The sequence below is a fragment of the Pantoea sp. PNA 03-3 genome (assembly GCF_003201175.1).
GTDB classification, from domain to species: Bacteria; Pseudomonadota; Gammaproteobacteria; order Enterobacterales; family Enterobacteriaceae; genus Pantoea; species Pantoea stewartii.
Map to the genome: position 1 here is coordinate 691,077 of NZ_QICO01000002.1, position 19,183 is coordinate 710,259.

The 19,183-nt window shown below is 54.4% G+C and carries 19 protein-coding genes; 6 read left to right on the top strand and 13 right to left on the bottom strand.

Annotation, left to right across the window (positions count from 1 at the left end; genetic code table 11):
- Positions 1-50 precede the first annotated feature (50 nt).
- Entirely contained in the window at positions 51-884 is an 834-nt protein-coding gene (locus C7433_RS09600) for an AraC family transcriptional regulator (RefSeq protein WP_054634663.1), read from the bottom strand.
- 126 nt (positions 885-1,010) lie between these two features.
- Between C7433_RS09600 and C7433_RS09605 the strand changes: the two genes are divergently transcribed.
- Both C7433_RS09605 and C7433_RS09610 read left to right on the top strand, forming a co-directional pair.
- Positions 1,011-1,529, top strand: coding sequence for an isochorismatase family protein (locus tag C7433_RS09605; protein WP_110268079.1), 519 nt, complete (start codon positions 1,011-1,013; stop codon positions 1,527-1,529).
- Positions 1,530-1,622: 93 nt separating this feature from the next.
- Positions 1,623-2,195: a DUF1349 domain-containing protein gene (locus tag C7433_RS09610; RefSeq protein ID WP_110268107.1), complete on the top strand. Its 573-nt coding sequence runs from the start codon at positions 1,623-1,625 to the stop codon at positions 2,193-2,195.
- 257 nt (positions 2,196-2,452) lie between these two features.
- Here C7433_RS09610 and ssb1 read toward each other — a convergent pair whose 3' ends face one another.
- A complete protein-coding gene (ssb1, locus tag C7433_RS09615) occupies positions 2,453-2,995 on the bottom strand; it encodes a single-stranded DNA-binding protein SSB1 (RefSeq protein ID WP_110268080.1) in 543 nt (180 codons plus the stop codon).
- A gap of 224 nt (positions 2,996-3,219) precedes the next feature.
- Here ssb1 and uvrA point away from each other — a divergent pair, with 224 nt between their 5' ends.
- Together uvrA and C7433_RS09625 are read left to right on the top strand one after the other, a co-directional pair.
- Complete coding sequence (gene uvrA, locus C7433_RS09620; RefSeq protein ID WP_033738980.1) at positions 3,220-6,048, top strand: excinuclease ABC subunit UvrA; 2,829 nt, start codon at positions 3,220-3,222, stop codon at positions 6,046-6,048.
- Positions 6,049-6,275: 227 nt separating this feature from the next.
- On the top strand, positions 6,276-7,340 hold the full coding sequence (locus C7433_RS09625; RefSeq protein ID WP_033738979.1) for an NAD(P)-dependent alcohol dehydrogenase: 1,065 nt from the start codon (positions 6,276-6,278) through the stop codon (positions 7,338-7,340).
- A 38-nt stretch (positions 7,341-7,378) separates the two neighbouring features.
- Here the strand turns inward: C7433_RS09625 and C7433_RS09630 are convergent, their stop codons facing one another.
- The 6 genes from C7433_RS09630 to dnaB all read right to left on the bottom strand — a co-directional run bounded on the left by C7433_RS09630 (position 7,379) and on the right by dnaB (position 12,303).
- On the bottom strand, positions 7,379-7,702 hold the full coding sequence (locus C7433_RS09630; RefSeq protein WP_006121520.1) for an MmcQ/YjbR family DNA-binding protein: 324 nt from the start codon (positions 7,700-7,702) through the stop codon (positions 7,379-7,381).
- Positions 7,703-7,704: 2 nt separating this feature from the next.
- Positions 7,705-8,121, bottom strand: a complete 417-nt coding sequence (locus C7433_RS09635) for a secondary thiamine-phosphate synthase enzyme YjbQ (RefSeq protein WP_033738976.1) — start codon at positions 8,119-8,121, stop codon at positions 7,705-7,707.
- A gap of 124 nt (positions 8,122-8,245) precedes the next feature.
- Complete coding sequence (locus tag C7433_RS09640; protein WP_110268108.1) at positions 8,246-9,439, bottom strand: amino acid aminotransferase; 1,194 nt, start codon at positions 9,437-9,439, stop codon at positions 8,246-8,248.
- Positions 9,440-9,481: 42 nt separating this feature from the next.
- A complete protein-coding gene (locus C7433_RS09645) occupies positions 9,482-10,096 on the bottom strand; it encodes a YitT family protein (RefSeq protein WP_033738971.1) in 615 nt (204 codons plus the stop codon).
- A gap of 182 nt (positions 10,097-10,278) precedes the next feature.
- Positions 10,279-10,770 carry an Lrp/AsnC family transcriptional regulator gene (locus tag C7433_RS09650; protein WP_039339069.1) on the bottom strand — a complete coding sequence of 164 codons (492 nt, stop codon included), beginning with the start codon at positions 10,768-10,770 and terminating at the stop codon, positions 10,279-10,281.
- Between the two features lie 126 nt (positions 10,771-10,896).
- Entirely contained in the window at positions 10,897-12,303 is a 1,407-nt protein-coding gene (gene dnaB, locus C7433_RS09655; protein WP_006121562.1) for a replicative DNA helicase, read from the bottom strand.
- 96 nt (positions 12,304-12,399) lie between these two features.
- Here dnaB and C7433_RS09660 point away from each other — a divergent pair, with 96 nt between their 5' ends.
- Positions 12,400-13,383, top strand: a complete 984-nt coding sequence (locus C7433_RS09660) for a quinone oxidoreductase (RefSeq protein WP_110268081.1) — start codon at positions 12,400-12,402, stop codon at positions 13,381-13,383.
- A 181-nt stretch (positions 13,384-13,564) separates the two neighbouring features.
- Here the strand turns inward: C7433_RS09660 and pspG are convergent, their stop codons facing one another.
- The 3 genes from pspG to C7433_RS09675 form a co-directional block, all read right to left on the bottom strand.
- Complete coding sequence (pspG, locus tag C7433_RS09665) at positions 13,565-13,831, bottom strand: envelope stress response protein PspG (protein ID WP_110268082.1); 267 nt, start codon at positions 13,829-13,831, stop codon at positions 13,565-13,567.
- A 161-nt stretch (positions 13,832-13,992) separates the two neighbouring features.
- Positions 13,993-14,988: a tRNA dihydrouridine(20/20a) synthase DusA gene (gene dusA, locus C7433_RS09670; protein ID WP_058702334.1), complete on the bottom strand. Its 996-nt coding sequence runs from the start codon at positions 14,986-14,988 to the stop codon at positions 13,993-13,995.
- A 99-nt stretch (positions 14,989-15,087) separates the two neighbouring features.
- Complete coding sequence (locus C7433_RS09675) at positions 15,088-16,359, bottom strand: conjugal transfer protein TraF (RefSeq protein ID WP_033738961.1); 1,272 nt, start codon at positions 16,357-16,359, stop codon at positions 15,088-15,090.
- Positions 16,360-16,782: 423 nt separating this feature from the next.
- Here C7433_RS09675 and zur point away from each other — a divergent pair, with 423 nt between their 5' ends.
- Positions 16,783-17,304: a zinc uptake transcriptional repressor Zur gene (gene zur / locus C7433_RS09680; protein WP_033738958.1), complete on the top strand. Its 522-nt coding sequence runs from the start codon at positions 16,783-16,785 to the stop codon at positions 17,302-17,304.
- Between the two features lie 71 nt (positions 17,305-17,375).
- On the opposite strand, the gene C7433_RS09685 is transcribed toward zur, so the two are convergent.
- Together C7433_RS09685 and dinF are read right to left on the bottom strand one after the other, a co-directional pair.
- The gene (locus tag C7433_RS09685) at positions 17,376-17,588 is read right to left on the bottom strand and encodes a CsbD family protein (RefSeq protein WP_006121556.1); all 213 of its coding nucleotides are present in this window, start codon (positions 17,586-17,588) and stop codon (positions 17,376-17,378) included.
- Positions 17,589-17,759: 171 nt separating this feature from the next.
- Entirely contained in the window at positions 17,760-19,082 is a 1,323-nt protein-coding gene (gene dinF, locus C7433_RS09690) for an MATE family efflux transporter DinF (RefSeq protein WP_054688437.1), read from the bottom strand.
- Between the last annotated feature and the right edge of the window lie 101 nt (positions 19,083-19,183).

Here is a 19,183-nt window from a genome sequence, read left to right on the forward strand (position 1 = left end):
TTGCTTCAGTGTGAACCAAACAGGTAAGCATGCCTTGTAGCAAATTGCGGTCAGGACCTGTGTGGCGCGATCTGCTTTTGATAGCGGCCCGGTGTAATGCCGTAACGTTGGGTAAACGCACGGGTCAGATGCGCCTGATCGGTCAAGCCTACCGCTGCCGCGACGCTGGCTATGGCCTCACCCCTGGCAAGCATCTGTTTGGCTTCATAAAGCCGGTAAGCCATTAACATTTGCTGGGGCGTGACATGGAAATGATCGCGGAAGGCGCGTAAAAAATGCCACGGTGATAACGACGCTAATGCCGCCAGCGTGTCCAGCCTGACCGGCTCTCCAAGATGGGCGCGCAGGTAGTCGCGCACATCATCAAAACGGTGTCTGGCATCGACTTTACGCGCTGAGGCCATACGGGCCTGTGGACGGATGCGCACCAGCAGGTCTGACAGCAGACTATAACGCGCCAGGGCCGTATCGGCCTGCCACAGCGCCGCCAGACACTGCGACACAGGCTGCGCAAGTCGCACGTCCGTTCGCAGCGCATCCCCAAACCACCAGCCACGGTCGCCACTCAGCTCATCCATACAGTCAGGCTGGATGTAGATCATTTGATAACGCCAGCCCGTTTCGCAGGCCGACTCCCCGGTGTGCAGCTCATCAGGATTCATCATGACCAGAGAATGGACAGGGGCAGTGTAGTGCGTACCGCGGTAACGGAAGCGCTGTGCCCCGGCCTCGATGGTGCCGATGCCAAAGGCTTCGTGCGTATGCGGAGCAAAGGCATAACGGGAAATATGCGCCTGGTAAAGTTCCACGCCCGGCAGTTCAGGCAACTGCCTAAACAGCGCACGATCTTTTTCACAGGGAAAAACAGCTGGAACGCCTTCCACGTTATCGCTCCTTATCCGGTTGGCAGAATCTGCAAGCATGCCGTTAAAAGGGGATGAAATGCAAAGATTGTCATCCCCGGTTGAATACATGACACTGCTTAACAGGTGTACTGACGAGGAAACATCATGCAGCGTGTTGTAATGGTAGTTGATATGCAAAATGGCGTATTCACCACGCCGCGTTTCGATCGGGCTGGCCGGGTCAGGCAGATTAACCGCCTCATCGAACAGGCTGATCTTACGCTGTTTATTCAGCACAGCGAAGGCGACATGGTGCCAGGCAGCCAGGCCTTTGCGCTATTACCCGAGATTGCTCAATCCCGGAATGCGCACTTTATTACCAAGACAGCCTGCGACAGTTTCTGGCGGACGTCCCTGGCCTCACTGCTGAGTGAGCTGGCTATTCATGAGTTTGTTATTTGTGGGTGTGCCACTGATTACTGCGTCGACACCACCATCAAGGTCGGCGCAGGACTGGGCTATCGCATCACCGTCGCCGCTGACGCCCATACCACCGCCGACCGGACCTGTGCCAGTGCGGAACAGTTAATTGGCCAGCATAATGAAGTCTGGGCGGGCTTAAGTCTTCCGGGTAACGTACCACGCGTGATCGATACCGATACCGTGCTGGCCGGGTGGCGTTAAGCGATCACGCTTTCATCCGTATCAGACCATCTGACTCTTTCTTCATCCTGAGTCGCATCAGCCCGGCCAGTTATGGCCGATTTTGGAGGCGCTATGTTTGAGTCGTTTGCCTGGATCAATGAGCCTGCAACGTGGCAGTGCCAGAACGGTACGCTACAGGTCACCACCGATGATAAGACCGATTTCTGGCACAAAACCTGGTACGGGTTTGAGCGCTTTTCCGGCCATGTCTTTGCCACGGAGGTGGACGGCGACATGACTTTTCAGCTCAAAATCTGCGCAGACTTTACCACGCTGTACGATCAGGCCGGACTGATGCTGATACGCGACGCACAGCACTGGCTAAAAGCAGGAATTGAATATAACGATGGTGCGCCCGCCATTGGCAGCGTGCTGACGCTCGGCCATTCCGACTGGGCAACGGGGATATTTCCTGGCGATCCGCGAGCGTTCTGGCTCCGGCTGACGCGCAAAGGTGACAGCCTGAGACTGCAGTATTCGGCAGACGGACAAACGTGGCCTTTATTACGTCTGAGCTATTTTCCACCCGGTCCGCTCAGGATAGGTGCTATGTGTTGCACGCCGGAGCGTGCCGGCCTGGCGGTCACCTTCCGCGACCTGCTTCTGACGCCGCCGCTGGATAAAGCACTGCATGATTTAAGTTAACGGCGGGCGCGTCGTCCAGAGATGTGATGACATGTTTTTTGTCGCCCGTGCCCGATCTTGCCCGGGCTTTCAGGATACAGGCCATCTATTTCGGCCAGGTCATGCCGGGTCATCGCGCCTCCAGTGCCGGCGCTGGATAAACCACGCCAGGGTGTGCGTGAAAGGCGGGATAGTGGTGCAGAGTTAAACCAGACATCCCCAACAAAACAAAAAAGCCCCGGTAATGGGGCTTTCTGCAACAGAGACTGACAGACGGCTTAGAACGGAATGTCGTCGTCAAAATCCATCGGCGGTTCGTTATTGTTGCTGGCCGGAGCGCTGGGCTGCTGCTGCGGACGAGGCTGTGCGCCGCCGCTGAACTGGTTGTTATTGCCCTGCTGCGGTTGCTGAGGCTGGCCCCAACCGTTGTTGTTGCCCTGACCGCCGCCTGCTGGCGCGTTACCGCCCTGCTGACGTCCACCCAGCATCTGCATGGTGCCGCCCACGTTGACAACCACCTCCGTGGTGTAACGTTCCTGACCGCCCTGATCCTGCCATTTACGGGTGCGCAGCTGGCCTTCAATATACACCTGAGAACCTTTACGCAGGTATTCGCCCGCCACTTCCGCCAGTTTGCCAAACAGCACGACACGGTGCCATTCGGTGATCTCTTTGTTTTCACCGGTCTGCTTGTCGCGCCAGCTCTCAGAGGTAGCCAGCGTAATGTTGGCGACAGCGCCACCATTTGGCATGTAACGTACTTCCGGATCCTGACCCAGATTCCCGACAAGAATCACTTTGTTAACGCCACGACTGGCCATGTTGCTGTCTCCCGATGAATGATTACGTCAACTCTAAACGATCAATTCTAACACGTCCCGCGCCTGGTTTCCCAGTTTCGAGCGGTGTTCCATTTTTAATCATTCGCCGGAAAAAAGCAAAAAACTACTGGATATTTATTCAGTCTATTTTTTGTGCCATAATGATGCGTTTATTCTGGCCGTGTCACAGGGCGCGGTGAGTGCAGCTAATCCGGGAAAGGTGAATGGATAAGATCGAAGTTCGTGGTGCCCGCACCCATAATTTGAAAAACATCAACCTGACCATCCCTCGCGACAAACTCATTGTGGTTACTGGCCTTTCCGGGTCCGGTAAATCCTCTTTGGCGTTTGATACGCTGTATGCGGAAGGTCAACGCCGCTATGTGGAGTCGCTCTCTGCCTATGCGCGCCAGTTTCTGTCTTTAATGGAGAAGCCGGACGTCGATCATATTGAGGGTTTGTCGCCGGCCATCTCCATTGAGCAAAAGTCGACCTCGCATAACCCGCGATCGACGGTAGGCACGATTACGGAGATTCACGATTATCTGCGCCTGCTGTTTGCCCGCGTGGGTGAACCGCGCTGCCCGGACCATGATGTCCCGCTGGCTGCTCAGACAGTGAGCCAGATGGTCGATCAGGTGCTTGAACAGCCCGAAGGTCGCCGTCTGATGCTGCTGGCACCGGTCGTGAAAGATCGCAAAGGTGAACATACCAAAACGCTGGAAAACCTGGCGACGCAGGGCTACATCCGCGCCCGGATCGACGGCGAAGTGTGCGATCTTTCCGATCCCCCTAAGCTGGAACTGCAGAAAAAACACACCATTGAAGTGGTTATCGATCGCTTTAAAGTCCGCGATGATCTGGCGACACGCCTGGCGGAATCCTTTGAAACGGCGCTGGAACTCTCTGGCGGTACCGCGATTGTGGCCGATATGGACGACAGCGCGGCAGAAGAGTTGCTCTTCTCCGCGAACTTTGCCTGTCCGGTTTGCGGATACAGCATGAGTGAGCTGGAACCGCGCCTCTTTTCGTTTAACAACCCCGCCGGTGCCTGCCCGACCTGTGACGGTCTGGGTGTGCAGCAATATTTCGATCCCGATCGCGTAGTGCAAAATGCAGAGCTGTCGCTGGCAGGCGGCGCCATCCGTGGCTGGGACCGTCGTAACTTCTATTACTTCCAGATGCTGCGCTCACTCGCCGATCATCTCGACTTCGATATAGAAGCGCCGTTTAACAGCCTCAAGGACAGCGTGCAGAAAGTCATTCTGTACGGTTCCGGCAAAGAAACGATTGAATTTAAATATATTAATGACCGTGGCGACACGTCTGTGCGCCGCCATCCGTTCGAAGGCGTGCTGAACAATATGGAGCGCCGTTATAAAGAGACGGAATCCTCAGCGGTACGCGAAGAACTGGCGAAATTTATCAGCAATCGCGCCTGCGCCAGCTGTGAAGGCACGCGTCTGCGTCGTGAAGCGCGCCACGTCTATGTCGAAAACACCACGCTGCCGACCATTTCAGACATGAGCATCGGTCATGCCATGGCGTTTTTTGAAAATCTGAAACTCAGTGGTCAGCGGGCTAAGATCGCGGAAAAAGTGCTGAAAGAGATCGGCGATCGCCTGAGTTTTCTGGTCAATGTCGGCCTGAACTACCTGTCGATGTCGCGTTCTGCAGAAACATTGTCGGGCGGTGAAGCCCAGCGCATCCGTCTGGCAAGCCAGATTGGCGCCGGTCTGGTCGGCGTGATGTACGTACTGGATGAACCGTCAATCGGCCTGCACCAGCGCGATAACGAGCGCCTGCTGGGCACGCTGATTCACCTGCGCGATCTGGGTAATACCGTGATTGTGGTCGAGCACGATGAAGACGCGATTCGCGCCGCCGACCACGTGATCGATATCGGTCCCGGCGCGGGCGTGCACGGCGGCGCTATCGTCGCGGAAGGTACGGTTGAGCAGATTATGGCGGAAGAAGCTTCGCTGACCGGCCAGTTCCTCAGCGGCAAACGCGCAATCGCCGTGCCTGAAACGCGCGTTAAGGGCGATCCCTCGAAGGTCCTGAAAATTACGGGCGCGCGCGGTAACAACCTGAAGGACGTCACCTTAACGCTGCCTGTTGGCCTGTTTACCTGTATCACCGGCGTCTCCGGGTCAGGGAAGTCGACGCTGATCAACGATACGCTGTTCCCGATTGCCCAGCGCGCGCTGAACGGGGCCACCATTGCTGAGCCAGCACCGTATCGCGATGTCGCCGGTCTGGAGCACTTCGATAAAGTCATCGATATCGACCAGAGCCCCATCGGCCGCACGCCGCGCTCTAACCCGGCCACCTACACCGGTATTTTTACGCCGGTTCGTGAGCTGTTTGCCGGCGTGCCTGAATCACGTTCACGTGGTTATAACCCAGGCCGTTTCAGCTTTAACGTGCGTGGCGGACGTTGTGAGGCCTGTCAGGGCGACGGCGTGCTGAAAGTGGAAATGCACTTCCTGCCGGATATTTATGTGCCGTGCGATCAGTGCAAAGGCAAACGCTATAACCGTGAAACGCTGGAGATTAAATACAAAGGCAAAAGCATTCACGAAGTGCTGGAAATGACGATTGAGGAAGCGCGTGAGTTCTTTGATGCCGTTCCTGCTCTGGCGCGTAAGCTGCAAACGCTGATGGACGTTGGATTGTCCTATATCCGCCTGGGTCAGTCGGCCACCACCCTGTCCGGTGGTGAAGCGCAGCGCGTCAAGCTGGCGCGTGAGCTGTCGAAGCGCGGCACGGGACAGACGTTGTATATTCTGGATGAGCCCACCACCGGGTTACATTTTGCCGATATCCAGCAACTGCTCGAAGTGCTGCATCAACTGCGCGATCAGGGCAACACCATCGTGGTCATTGAGCACAACCTCGACGTCGTGAAAACGGCGGACTGGATTGTCGACCTGGGGCCGGAAGGCGGCAGTGGCGGCGGTGAAATTCTGGTGGCAGGCACGCCAGAAACCGTGTCCGAATGTGAAAAATCACATACGGCCCGCTTCCTTAAGCCCTTGTTGAAAAAATAAAATTGCAGGCCCGCATCACGCGGGCCTTCTTACAGGGATTGCACAATTTACCCTGAAAAATGCAGGATCAGGCAAGATTCAGACACATATAGGCATATACGCTTTTCCCTCCCCTGACTATCCTTAATTCGTTCCCCTTTGGTACGCCCCTGGCGTCACCTTCTTGCTGCGCGCGTTATGCTGCGGCGTTGATCGAAAAATCACGACACACTTTAACTGGAGACACCATGAACATTACCCATGCGTATGCTGCTCAGGATGCAAAGTCCAAACTGGCACCGTTTGATTTCAAACCGCGTGAGCTTCGTGCTCATGACGTACAGCTTGACGTGCTGTTTTGTGGCGTTTGTCATTCTGACTTGCATCAGGCGCGCAATGAGTGGAAAAACACCATTTTTCCTGTGGTTCCGGGACACGAGATTGTTGGCCGCGTGACCGCAGTCGGCCCCGAGACGCAGAAGTACAAAGTCGGCGACCTGGTCGGCGTTGGCTGTATGGTTGATTCCTGCCGCAGCTGCCCAAGTTGTCAGGAAGGTCTGGAGCAGTACTGTGAAAATGGCTTTGTCGGCACGTATAACGGTCAGGATCGCCAGACAGGGGCTATCACCTACGGTGGATACTCCACCTCTATGGTAGTGGATGAAAGCTTTGTGCTGCGCGTTCCAGAAAACCTGGAGCTGGCCGGTGTGGCACCGCTGCTGTGTGCCGGTATCACCACCTATTCACCGCTGCGTCACTGGAATGTCGGCCCGGGTAAAAAAGTCGGGATCGTGGGGCTGGGTGGACTGGGGCACATGGGCGTAAAAATTGCTCACGCGATGGGCGCGCATGTCGTGTTATTCACCACCTCACCGTCAAAAATCGAAGACGGAAAACGTCTGGGCGCAGACGAAGTGGTCATTTCGAAAGATGCCGACCAGATGGCGCAACATGCCAACAGTTTTGACTTCATTCTTAACACAGTGGCGGCGCAACACGACCTTAATCCTTTTATCACCTTGCTGAAGCGTGACGGCAATATGACTCTGGTCGGCGCGCCTGAACACGATCATCCCGCGCCACAGGTTTTCAATTTGATCTTTAAACGCCGCAGCATCGCTGGCTCGCTGATTGGCGGTATCGCTGAAACCCAGGAGATGCTGGATTTCTGTGGCAAACACGGCATCACGTCAGATATTGAGCTGATCGCCATGGATCAGATCAACGAGGCTTACGAACGTATGCTGAAGAGCGATGTAAAATATCGCTTTGTCATTGATATCGATACGCTGCGTAAAAACGCGGCGGCGTAATCCTGTCCTGTGCCCTTTCCCACGCCGGGAAAGGGCCGTTACCGCCCGGTATCTGCCTGCTGAAAAGAGGCATCCACCAGATAGTAAATTTGCGAATCTTTCAGCGTGCCGTCTAAAAACAGCGTGTTCCAGTGTGATTTATTCAGATGTTCACTGGGAAACACATCGCTGTGCTCATCCCGCATCAGTTCAGCCAGCGCGGGCGAGGATTTGAGTGACACCGCCGGACGCCCTTTGACTTCATGCACCATGGCAAACAGCACGCCGTTGCTCTTGATCTGCGTAGCTTTCCAGTCGCTGTGAACGCTCTGCTCTGCGCCGGGTTTGCTCATGCAGTACGTCAGTAAGTCCGAATTATTCATACTCATTCCCCTTGTAAAGTCGCCACAATACGTCGGGCTCCGCCATGAATACGATGTTCCCCCAGCCAAATGCCCTGCCAGGTGCCCAGTACCAGCTGTCCACGCTGCACCGGTAGCATCAGTGAAACGCCCAGCGTGGACGACTTAATGTGGGCGGGCATGTCGTCACGGCCTTCGTAATCGTGTTGATAAGGAGCCGCTTCCGGGACATGGCGCATAAAGTGTTGTTCCATGTCGCTCCGCACTGTCGGATCGCAGTTTTCATTCAGCGTCAGTGAGGCCGACGTATGCTGCAACAGCAAATGGAGTAATCCGGTGTGGATATCACGGAGTGCGGGCAACTGTTGCACAATCTCTTCCGTGACGAGGTGAAAACCTCGCGATTTTGCGCTTAAGGTCAACGTTTGTTGATACCACATACTTTTTTCCTGAATCTGTGAGACACAGTTAAGTGTGCAGAATGTGGCGCAAAGGTAAACCCGATCCGTAAAAATAAAAAAGCCGCCAACAAGGTTGGCGGCCCGGGGAAGATTGTGTGCGGAATTACATTACTGCCGCAAAGGCTTCCGCGACCTGATGCACGTTTTTGCTGTTCAGACCTGCCACACACATACGGCCGCTGCCGACGAGGTAGATCCCAAACTCTTCACGCAGGCGGTCCACCTGCTGCGCACTCAGGCCGGTGTAGCTGAACATCCCGCGCTGCTTCAACAGGTAGTCGACGTTCTTACCGGGTAGCGCCGTACTCATCACCTGTACCAGCGCCTGGCGCATGTCGATAATGCGCAACCGCATGGCTTCGACCTCGGCCAGCCAGTTAGCTTTCAGCGTAGCGTCGTTTAACACGCGGGCCACAACCTGTGCGCCGAAGTTTGGCGGGCTGGAATAGTTACGGCGGACGGTCGCTTTGAGCTGACCTAATACGCGGCTGGCCTCTTCAGCGCTGTCACATACCACAGACAGGCCGCCGACGCGCTCGCCATACAGCGAGAAAATTTTTGAAAAGGAGTTGCTGACCAGCGCAGGCAGACCTGCCGCAGCAACCGCACGCATCGCGTACGCATCCTCTTCCATGCCAGCACCAAAGCCCTGATAAGCGATATCCAGGAACGGGATCAGCTCCTGTGCTTTCAGCACGGCAACGGTTTCGTCCCACTGCGCATTGGTCAGGTCGGCCCCGGTTGGGTTATGACAGCACGGATGCAGCAGCACGATGCTTTGCTTTGGCAGGGTTTTAAGCGTGCTCAGGAACGCATCAAAACGTACACCGTTGGTTTCCGGGTCAAACCACGGATAGGTCTTCACCTCGAAACCGGCACCGTTAAAGATGGCGATATGGTTTTCCCAGGTCGGATCGCTGACCCAGACGTTGGACTGCGGGAAATAACGCTTCAGGAAATCCGCACCGACTTTCAACGCACCTGAGCCGCCCAGGGTCTGAATCGAGGCGATCTGGCCCGCTTTTAATACGGGATGATCGGCTCCGAACAGCAGTGGCGCTATCGCGTTGCGGTAGGTATTTAATCCTTCCATAGGCAGATAGAGCGAAGCCTGCTGCGGTTCGGCACGTAACTGCTCTTCAGCATCAGCCACCGCCTGCAGCTGAGGGATGATGCCTTGCTCGTTGTAATAAAGCCCAATACTCAGGTTCACTTTATGCTCGCGCGGATCCTGTTTAAAGGCTTCCATTAGCGACAAAATCGGGTCGCCAGCATAGGCATCAACGTTCTGGAACACGGTGCAGATCTCCATGATTGTTCTTGAAATAAAAAAGGGCGATTAAACCCTGTACCGCCCGGGACGATGGTTCATTGCGATGATCATATTCAGTACCACCGCGCCCGCAATGGACGCAAGCAACATCGGCAGGCTGACGACAAACAGCGAGGCCAGCACCACGCAGGTATCGACCGCCATTTGCAGTTTACCGGCGCGAATGCCGAAACGGTCTTGCAGCCAGAGCGCCAGGATATTGATCCCGCCCAGGCTGGCTTTATGGCGAAACAACACTATAAACCCAATCCCCATGATGACGTTACCGAACAATGCCGCATAAAAAGGATTCAGTGTGGAAAAATGCATAAACAGGGGATGAAGATGGGTAAAAAGCGACACCAGCCCCACGGCACAAAAGGTTTTTAGCGTAAATTCCCAGCCCATTCGCTTCACGGCCAGCCAGTAGAACGGCAGGTTGATTACAAAGAAAACGCTGCCAAATGACAGGGGCGACAGATAGCTGATGAGGAATGCCAGTCCAGCCGTGCTGCCGGTCAATGCGCCTGCCTGCTTCAGCATGAGCACACCAAACGAGACCATTAAGGTGCCGAGCAGGATAGCCAGCGCATCTTCAAGGCGAGAGTGAGGAATATCGGCGGGTTGTACAATGTTGTCCATAAAGCAGTCTCAGTGCGGATGATGCAGCACCAATGCAATAACTGCGCCAGCCTGTGCAGGCGTTCAGGCATAAGCGTCTTACCGGATTTTACTGCCCCGCGGGGAGGTCGATTGTGCATTGTCAGACTCAAATACGCATAAAAAACGCATCATTCCGCCACATCATGCACCACCTGCGCGCATTATGCTCTTTTTTGGCGCACAGCCTGCTGCTCGCCCATCATTAATCCGTTCTCTTTGAGTCTGCCCAGTACCACCGATGTTTTGACATGGGAAACGCTCTGGTGACCGGCTAACAGCTGGCTGATTACCGCGCTCAGTGAGGCCAAATCGGCCACGGCGACTTTCAGCAGGTAGTCGGCATCACCGGTGGTTTTATAGGCATCAATAATTGCGTCTTCCTGTTCAACCATGCGATGGAAGCTGTCGACATAGTCGGCGGTATGGTTAATGAGCCGCACTTCAATGAGTCCGACAATGCCCAGCCCCACCGCGTCCGGCGACAGCCGTGCGTGATAGCCAAGAATCAGGTTGGCCTGTTCAAGATTGATACGCCGACGTGAACATTGTGAAGCAGAAAGACCGACCAAATCGCTGAGTTCCTGATTGGTCAAACGGCCATTAGACTGGAGCAGAGTAAGGATTTTTAGATCGTAATCGTCTACGTGCGTCATGCTGTTTCCGTCGCGTGTCAGTGTCGCTTTGCTACAGATAACCCGATTCACTGCGACGTTGTCCAACACTATTTTGCACGGTCCTGCCTGCCATGCACAGATCGTGCATGGCAGGCCAGTGACGGATTATTCGTCGTCGTACTGCGGGCCTGCATAGTTATCAAAGCGTGACCACTGACCGTTAAATGTCAGGCGTACGGTACCGATCGGGCCGTTACGCTGCTTACCCAGAATGATCTCTGCGATCCCTTTCAGGTCGCTGTTTTCGTGATAAACCTCGTCACGATAAATAAACATGATCAGGTCAGCATCCTGCTCGATCGAACCCGATTCACGCAGATCCGAGTTTACGGGACGTTTATCGGCACGTTGCTCCAGTGAGCGGTTCAGCTGAGATAACGCCACCACGGGCACGTTAAGCTCTTTTGCCAGCGCTTTTAATGAACGGGAAATCTCGGCGATTTCCAGCGTACGGTTATCTGACAATGCGGGCACGCGCATCAACTGCAGGTAGTCGATCATGATCAGACTGAGGCCACCGTTTTCACGATAGATGCGACGCGCGCGGGAACGGACCTCGGTCGGCGTCAGGCCAGAAGAATCATCGATATACATATTCTTCTTTTCCAGCAAAATGCCCATCGTGCCGGAAATGCGCGCCCAGTCTTCATCGTCAAGTTGACCGGTACGAATACGGGTTTGGTCAACCCGCGACAAGGAGGCCAGCATACGCATCATGATCTGTTCGCTGGGCATCTCCAGACTGAAAATCAGTACCGGTTTGTCCTGCAGCATCGCCGCATTTTCACACAGGTTCATGGCGAACGTGGTTTTACCCATTGAGGGACGTGCGGCCACGATAATTAAGTCTGAGCGTTGCAGCCCGGCCGTTTTCTTATTCAGATCCTGATAACCGGTATCGATGCCCGTGACGCCATCGTGCGGCGTCTGAAACAGCGACTCAATCCGTGAAACCGTCGCTTCCAGAATTTGTTCGATGTTTTTGGGGCCATCGTCTTTGTTAGCCCGCGCCTCAGCGATTTTAAATACGTTCGACTCGGCAAAATCCAGCAGGTCTTCACTGCTGCGCCCCTGGGGATCATAACCGGCATCGGCTATCTGATTCGCCACGGCGATCATTTCGCGCACGACCGCACGTTCACGCACAATATCCGCGTAAGCGCCGATGTTCGCCGCACTGGGCGTGTTTTTCGCCAGCTCAGCCAGGTAAGCAAATCCGCCGGCCATCTCCAGTTCGCCGCGCGTTTCCAGCGATTCTGACAGCGTAATCAGGTCGATAGGTTTGCTGTTTTCCAGCAGGCGCTGCATCTCAGAGAAAATAAGACGGTGCGAGCGATTGAAAAAATCATTTGCCACGACGCGTTCGGACACGTTGTCCCAGCGCTCGTTATCCAGCATTAACCCACCCAGCACCGACTGCTCCGCTTCCAGCGAATGCGGGGGCATTTTCACGCCTTCTAACTGGCGATCCTGCGTTTCGTTCGATTTGTTGGTGGGTTTATTTCCTGCCATAGTGAATGCATTACCGATCTTCTGTGGGGACGCGCAAGTATACCTCAGTTAAGGGGCGTGCCTCACCTTCATGATGAAACAATCACAGGAGTAAGCATGGCAAAGCGTATTCAGTTCAACGCACACGGCGGCCCGGATGTCCTGACCTGGATTGATTTTGAGCCTGCCGATCCCGCCGATAATGAAATCCAGGTCGAAAACCGCGCGATTGGCATTAACTATATTGATACTTACGTGCGCAGCGGGCTGTATCCGACAGGTCATTTTCCCTCTGGTCTGGGCACCGAGGCGGCGGGTGTGGTCACCCGCGTGGGATCGGCGGTCACGCGTTTCAAACCCGGCCATCGCGTCGTGTACTGCCAGGCCGCACTCGGGGCTTACAGCGAGCTGCATAACGTGGCGGAAGACCGTCTGATGCTGTTACCCGACGCCATCAGTTTCGAGCAGGCTGCCGCCAGTTTTTTGAAAGGCCTGACGACGCAGTACCTGTTACGACAGACCTATAAGCTCAAAGCCGACGAAATTTTTCTGTTTCATGCCGCGGCGGGTGGCGTGGGGTTGATTGCCTGCCAGTGGGCAAAAGCGCTCGGCGCCCATCTGATCGGCACCGTCGGCTCCGCCGAAAAGGCGACACTGGCCAAAAACGCGGGAGCCTGGGCCACCATTAATTATCAGCAAGAGGACATTGCACAACGGGTCAGTGAGCTGACCGGCGACAAGAAGGTTGGCGTGGTGTACGACTCTGTGGGGAAAGCGACCTGGGAAGCCTCGCTGGACTGCCTGCGTCGTCAGGGACTGATGGTGAGCTTCGGGAATGCTTCAGGGCCGGTGACCAATGTTGATCTCAGCATTTTAAATAAGAAAGGCTCACTGTTTGTTACCCGTCCTTCCCTGTTCGGCTACATCACCAATCGTCAGGAGCTGGAAACGGCCAGTGCAGAATTATTCTCTTTACTGGCAAGTGGCGCCATTAAGGTCGATGTGCCCGAGCAGCAAAAATTTGCACTGAAAGAGGCCAGCCGCGCTCACCAGTTACTGGAGAGCCGCGCGACGCAGGGATCGAGCCTGCTGATTCCCTGATGTAAAAAGGGCTTCCCGCAGGAAGCCCTTCTTTTATTTTTCATTCGCACTGATGTAGGGGCAGAAGCGATGAATATGTTATGAATCAACGACAGCTATCCTGACAGAAAACATAAGTAAAAAGTATGATTGTTGTTAATATTCTGAGCACCAATTTTTCACTGTGTGATCACGCACACATTTATCCCCTGCCATTCCGCTCCAGCCTGCGGATTCTGCGCCTGTACAGGACGCGCTGGCGAGTGTCTTCGTCAGTGAAAAAGCGCCGATAGAGCCATACTACGGCCACGGCCAGCAGTAGCCAGGGCAGCACCTTCACAATCAGCATCACCATACCGCCGACAAACATCACGATCGTGGCCACGACCAGGGCAGCAATGACGCCGATTAAGGACACGCCAGTCAGCAACAGCATCAGGAAGAAACCGAATACAAAAATAATGTCCATTTGTTCACTCCTCACGATGAATACGTTACGTATTACAAGAACCATGCCAACAAGTAACCTGTTGATAGTGATGAGTTAAGTATGAAGTATGCAAAATCAACCTGGCGAGATTCACCAGATTATGGTGAAAAAAAACCAGCCGGCTGGCTGGTTTAACTGTATCAGGCTTCCTGAGGGATCTTATCGGCGACCAGTGCTAATGCAGCCTCCAGTACCCGCACATCGGCACCGGGCTTATGGGCATTCTCGCTAAGGTGACGACGCCACTGGCGCGCGCCAGGGATCCCCTGGAACAGCCCCAGCATATGGCGCGTCACATGGCCAAGGTACGTGCCTTTTGCCAGCTCGGCTTCAATATAAGGGTACATGGCGCGCACCACCGCCACCGGATCAGCGGCAGGCTGTTCCCGGCCAAACACTTCTCGATCGACATGCGCCAGGATGCCGGGGTTTTGATAGGCCTCGCGGCCCATCATGACACCATCCAGGTGCTGAAGATGTGTTTTAGCCTCTTCCAGCGTTTTCACGCCGCCGTTAATGGCAATCGTCAGTTGTGGAAAATCACGCTTTAACTGATAAACCCGGGGGTAATCAAGCGGTGGAATCTCGCGGTTTTCTTTCGGACTCAGACCCGAAAGCCATGCCTTGCGCGCATGAATGATAAAGGTGTCGCAGCCACCGCGCTCTGCCACAGTGCCGATAAAATCGGTCAGGAAGGCATAGCTGTCCTGTTCATCGATACCGATACGGGTTTTGACCGTGACCGGAATATCCACCACATCACGCATCGCTTTAATGCCGTCAGCGACCAGCCCGGCTTCCGCCATCAGGCAGGCACCAAAGCGGCCATTCTGAACACGATCTGACGGGCAACCCACATTGAGGTTAACTTCATCGTAACCGCGCTGTTCAGCCAGCGCCGCACACTGCGCCAGTGCAGCCGGATCGCTGCCGCCCAGTTGTAACGCGACCGGGTGCTCCTCTTCATTAAAGGCCAGATAATCGCCTTTACCGTGAATAATGGCTCCCGTGGTGACCATTTCGGTATACAGAAGCGTATCGCCGGTCAGCAGACGATGGAAATAGCGACAGTGACGATCCGTCCAGTCGAGCATGGGGGCAACAGAGAAGCGTTGGGAGGAAAAAGTGTCGGTCATGAAGCGCAGTCGATCCGGTGGTTAACAGTGATGATATTCTGCACAAGGATAGCATAAGGGCGGGCGACAAGGTATCGCCCGCCCGTTAATGGCACGGAATCAGAAGTTAAATCCGAGTTGCGCCATGGCACCCCAGGTATTGTTTTGCCCCACCGAGCCTGCCAGATCCAGATGCACAGAATTGTTGAACGGTGACAGCCCAAAGCCTGCGGTCGCCACATTTTCGTCGTTGGAACGCATATCTGCGCGATAACCGGCGCGTAACTGTAACCAGTCCAGTACGCGATATTCCGCGCCCACGCCTGCATACTGACTGTTTTCCTGAGATTTGAAACGGTGCGTTTCGGTCAGGTCAACATCGCCTGTCAGCGTTACTGGCCCTTTATCCCAGGCTAAACCCGCCGTCACTAATGGACGGATTTCATAGGTATCCTGATAGCCATTCACCTCTTTGGTTTGCAGGTCACGTGATACCAGGTTCTGTCCGGTCACGCCTAATGTCCAGTTTTCTGCGAATACCGTCGCCAGGCCGGCGTCAACGTTGAACCCGCTTTCGGTGCTGCGGTAGCGGCCATCCCGTAAATCGTTTTTATCGTAGTTATAAACGCTGGCGGAATAGTTATACAGCCAGGTCTTTTGCAGCTTAGGCGTCACACCAATCGACACCGGATGGCCGGCAATCGTGAACTCATGGGCAACGGCGATACCATAATCGGTATTCAGCGCAGCCAGCCCGTTCGCGCTGGAGCCCAGCAAGTTTTGTACATTAGGCAGACCAAATACACCGCCAGGAATACCGGCAAACGTTCCGTCAGCCACGCCTTGTAAAATAACGATATCGCCTTCTTTTACATTCGCGCGGACATGCGCCGTACCATAGGCTTTGGTGACAAAGGCAAAAGGCAGCGTTTCATTCGGAACGGTGACTGCAATCGCGACACCTGCTGTCGCGTTGGCTTTGTTACCGCGTAAATCTCTGAGCGTATTAGCCAGATCCCCTGACGCAGCCTGTATTTCAGGAATACGGCGCAGCAGCTCTAACGTCGAGGCATTATCAAACAGATCCTGATAGCGATTTACCGTGTCAGTAATGTTATCGATCTTATCGACCATCTTGTCTTTATCAGTAATTTGCGCGCCCGCACTGGGAAAAATGATGCTGACGTTGTCATCGGGCTTCGCTTTGGTCATTAACGCCGGGTTAGCTAAAACGGCAGACCCGTAGGTAGAGGACGCCACGCCCGTTCCCCCCATTGCATCGTTACGGGCATCGTACCAGGTTCCCGCGGCCAGCGCGGATGATGAAAAAACCAGAGCATTAAACACTGCAGGGAAAACCAGAACGGAACGTGGGACGGTTAATTTTGCCATTTGCTTATCATCACCTGAAAAATTGCCGTTAAAACATTAACGACCGAATAGTTTGTTAGCCCCATTGTGGAGGATGGCTAACGCTTTATTGCTGTGAATTCAGAGTAAATAGTGGCGCAATTCCATTGATTGATTATTTTTCGATCCGTTATGTCTGGTTACCGTCCAAAAAGCGTTAACAGAAGGAGGTCGGGACCAGCACTTTATTAAGAACTTTTAAACATTAGTTCTTAACTCAGTGAGATGTAAAGCAAAAGGAAAAAATATTTACAAACATTCTGACATATATTGGCATCGCAGACGGGCGCAAAGTCGTAAGGAACAGATAAGCACGGGTAAAGGGAGGAGGTGCAGACAGGCAAGGTGCATCGTACGTATCATTAATGTGATAAGATAACATCACCTGTCAAACGGAGAAATTCCATGTCAACCATGACGCCAGAGCAAATCATGACCCAGGCTGAGAAACTGTGTTTACAGCGCGGTGTACGCCTGACGACCCAGCGCGCAGAGGTCCTGCGGTTGATGGCCGGACAGCCAGGATCGATCAGTGCTTATGACCTGCTTGATCAGTTGCGTGTCAGTGAGCCCCAGGCCAAGCCTCCTACCGTCTACCGTGCGCTGGATTTTCTTCTTGAGCAGGGTTTTATCCACCGCGTCGAGTCCAATAACAGCTATGTGATGTGTCACCATTTCGACGCACCCGCCCATACCTCGGTGATGCTGGTCTGCGATCGCTGTGCAGTGGTCACGGAAAAGCAGGCGCAGGGCGCAGAAAAAATCATCGCATCGCTGGCGCAAGAGGCAAGCTTTGTCCTACGGCATAGCGTGATAGAGGCGCACGGGTTATGTGAAAACTGTGCGGAAGTTGAAGCCTGTGAACAGCATGAACATTGTGATCATGACCATCAGGCTGACGGGAAGAAACGCAGTAAACGAAGCTAATTGCACATCCTTGTGCGGTCTGGCCGGCATGAGCGTACCGGCCCGGGTAGGAGCATCCCTGAATAACGTGATTACCAGCGGTAATCCTTGTTGTGACCTTCCCAGTCCGTTACTTCTTTCTCCGCCTGATCTTTCGCGTAGCCGTAACGTTCCTGAATTTTGCCGACCAGCTGATCGCGTTTACCTTCAATGACTTGCATGTCATCATCGGTCAGCTTGCCCCATTTCTCTTTCATTTTTCCTTTGAACTGTTTCCAGTTACCACTCGCTTCGTCTTTATTCATTGCAGACCTCCACGTCATCCTTCGGTTTCGTTTTATTTTACCATCAGGCAAAATTACGATATAAAGCGCTATTTAATAGCGCCATTCAAAGATAATTGTAGTAGCTAATTTCAGTTTTGCCGGAAAAAATGAAAATTTTATGTAGCCTGCGTCATATTTCAGGCAAGTTGCTCAGGCGCTAAACCAGGTGCCACTGCGCCAGTGCCTGCGCCAGACCAGCCAAAGTGACAGGCCGCGAAGCGCCAGAAAAACGGCTATCGCCAGCCATAGACCGTGATTACCGATAAAAGGCACGGTTAACAGCGTCAGGAAATAGCCCAGTGCGGCAATCGCCATACTGTTGCGCATTTCTCTTCCGCGGGTCGCACCAATAAACATGCCATCCAGCAGATAGCACCAGACGCCAACCAGCGGCATGACAACCTGCCACGGCAGAAAGCGGTCAGCCGCCTGTTGAAGTGCGGGAATCGATGTCAGGAGAGCCACGATCTGATAGCCACAAACAGCATAGACCAGTGAGAAAAACAGCGCGACTGACAGGGCCTGACGGCAGGCAGCAATCCATACCAGTTGCAACCTGCTGCCGTCTTTTGCGCCGTGTGCCTCACCAGCAAAGGCTTCGACGGCGTAAGCAAAGCCATCCAGCGCATAGGCGGTAAACGTCATGAACATCAGCAGGATGGCATTTACCGCCACCACATCAGGTCCGATACGCGTTCCCAGCACGGTCAGAGAGGCAAAGCAAAGCTGTAACAGTAAGGTACGCAGCAAGATATCGCGATTCAGGCGCAGCAGGCGGTGGATATCGCCACGCCAGCTATGGACCAGACTGTGCAGCGTGATACCACGCAGCGCCAGCACGCGCCAGACCATAAGTGCCCCGACCAGCAACGTCGCATATTCCGCGATAGCCGTCGCGGCTGCAGCCCCGGCGACGCCCCAGTGCAGCCCCAGCACCAGCCAGAGGTCCAGCAGAATATTGATAACGTTGCCCACCACCAGCAGGATGACCGGCGCTCTGGCATACTGTACGCCCAGCAGCCAGCCCAGAATCACCAGGTTAGCCAGCATGGCGGGCGCACTGAGCCAGCGAATATGGATAAACAGCGCAGCCTGCTCAAGCACGGCGGCCTCTCCGCCGATAAAGCGGGTTGCTAATGCCGTCACGGGATGACGCAGGGCAATAAACAGGCTGCCGGCCAGTAAGGCAATGATCAGGGGCTGTGCCAATGCGCGCGCCAGCGCCGTTTTATCGCCCGCGCCAAACGCCTGAGCCGTCAGGCCTGTCGTACTCATCCGCAGAAAAAGCAGCAGCATGAAGATGAAACTGGTAACGGTCGTCCCGACCGCAACGCCGCCCAGATAAACCGGGCTGTCGAGATGGCCAATAACGGCTGTATCGACTAAGCCGAGCAGAGGAACGGTGATATTTGACAGGATCATGGGCAGCGCCAGCCGCCACAGTTTTTTATCGGTAGCTGTCAGGAAGCGCATGTAACGTCCGTGCAATGCGCCGCTGGTGTTACAGATGAACCCACAGCGGCAAAACAGGGGCAGACTGGGTAACGTCAAGGTTGACGTAAAGAGCCAACCTT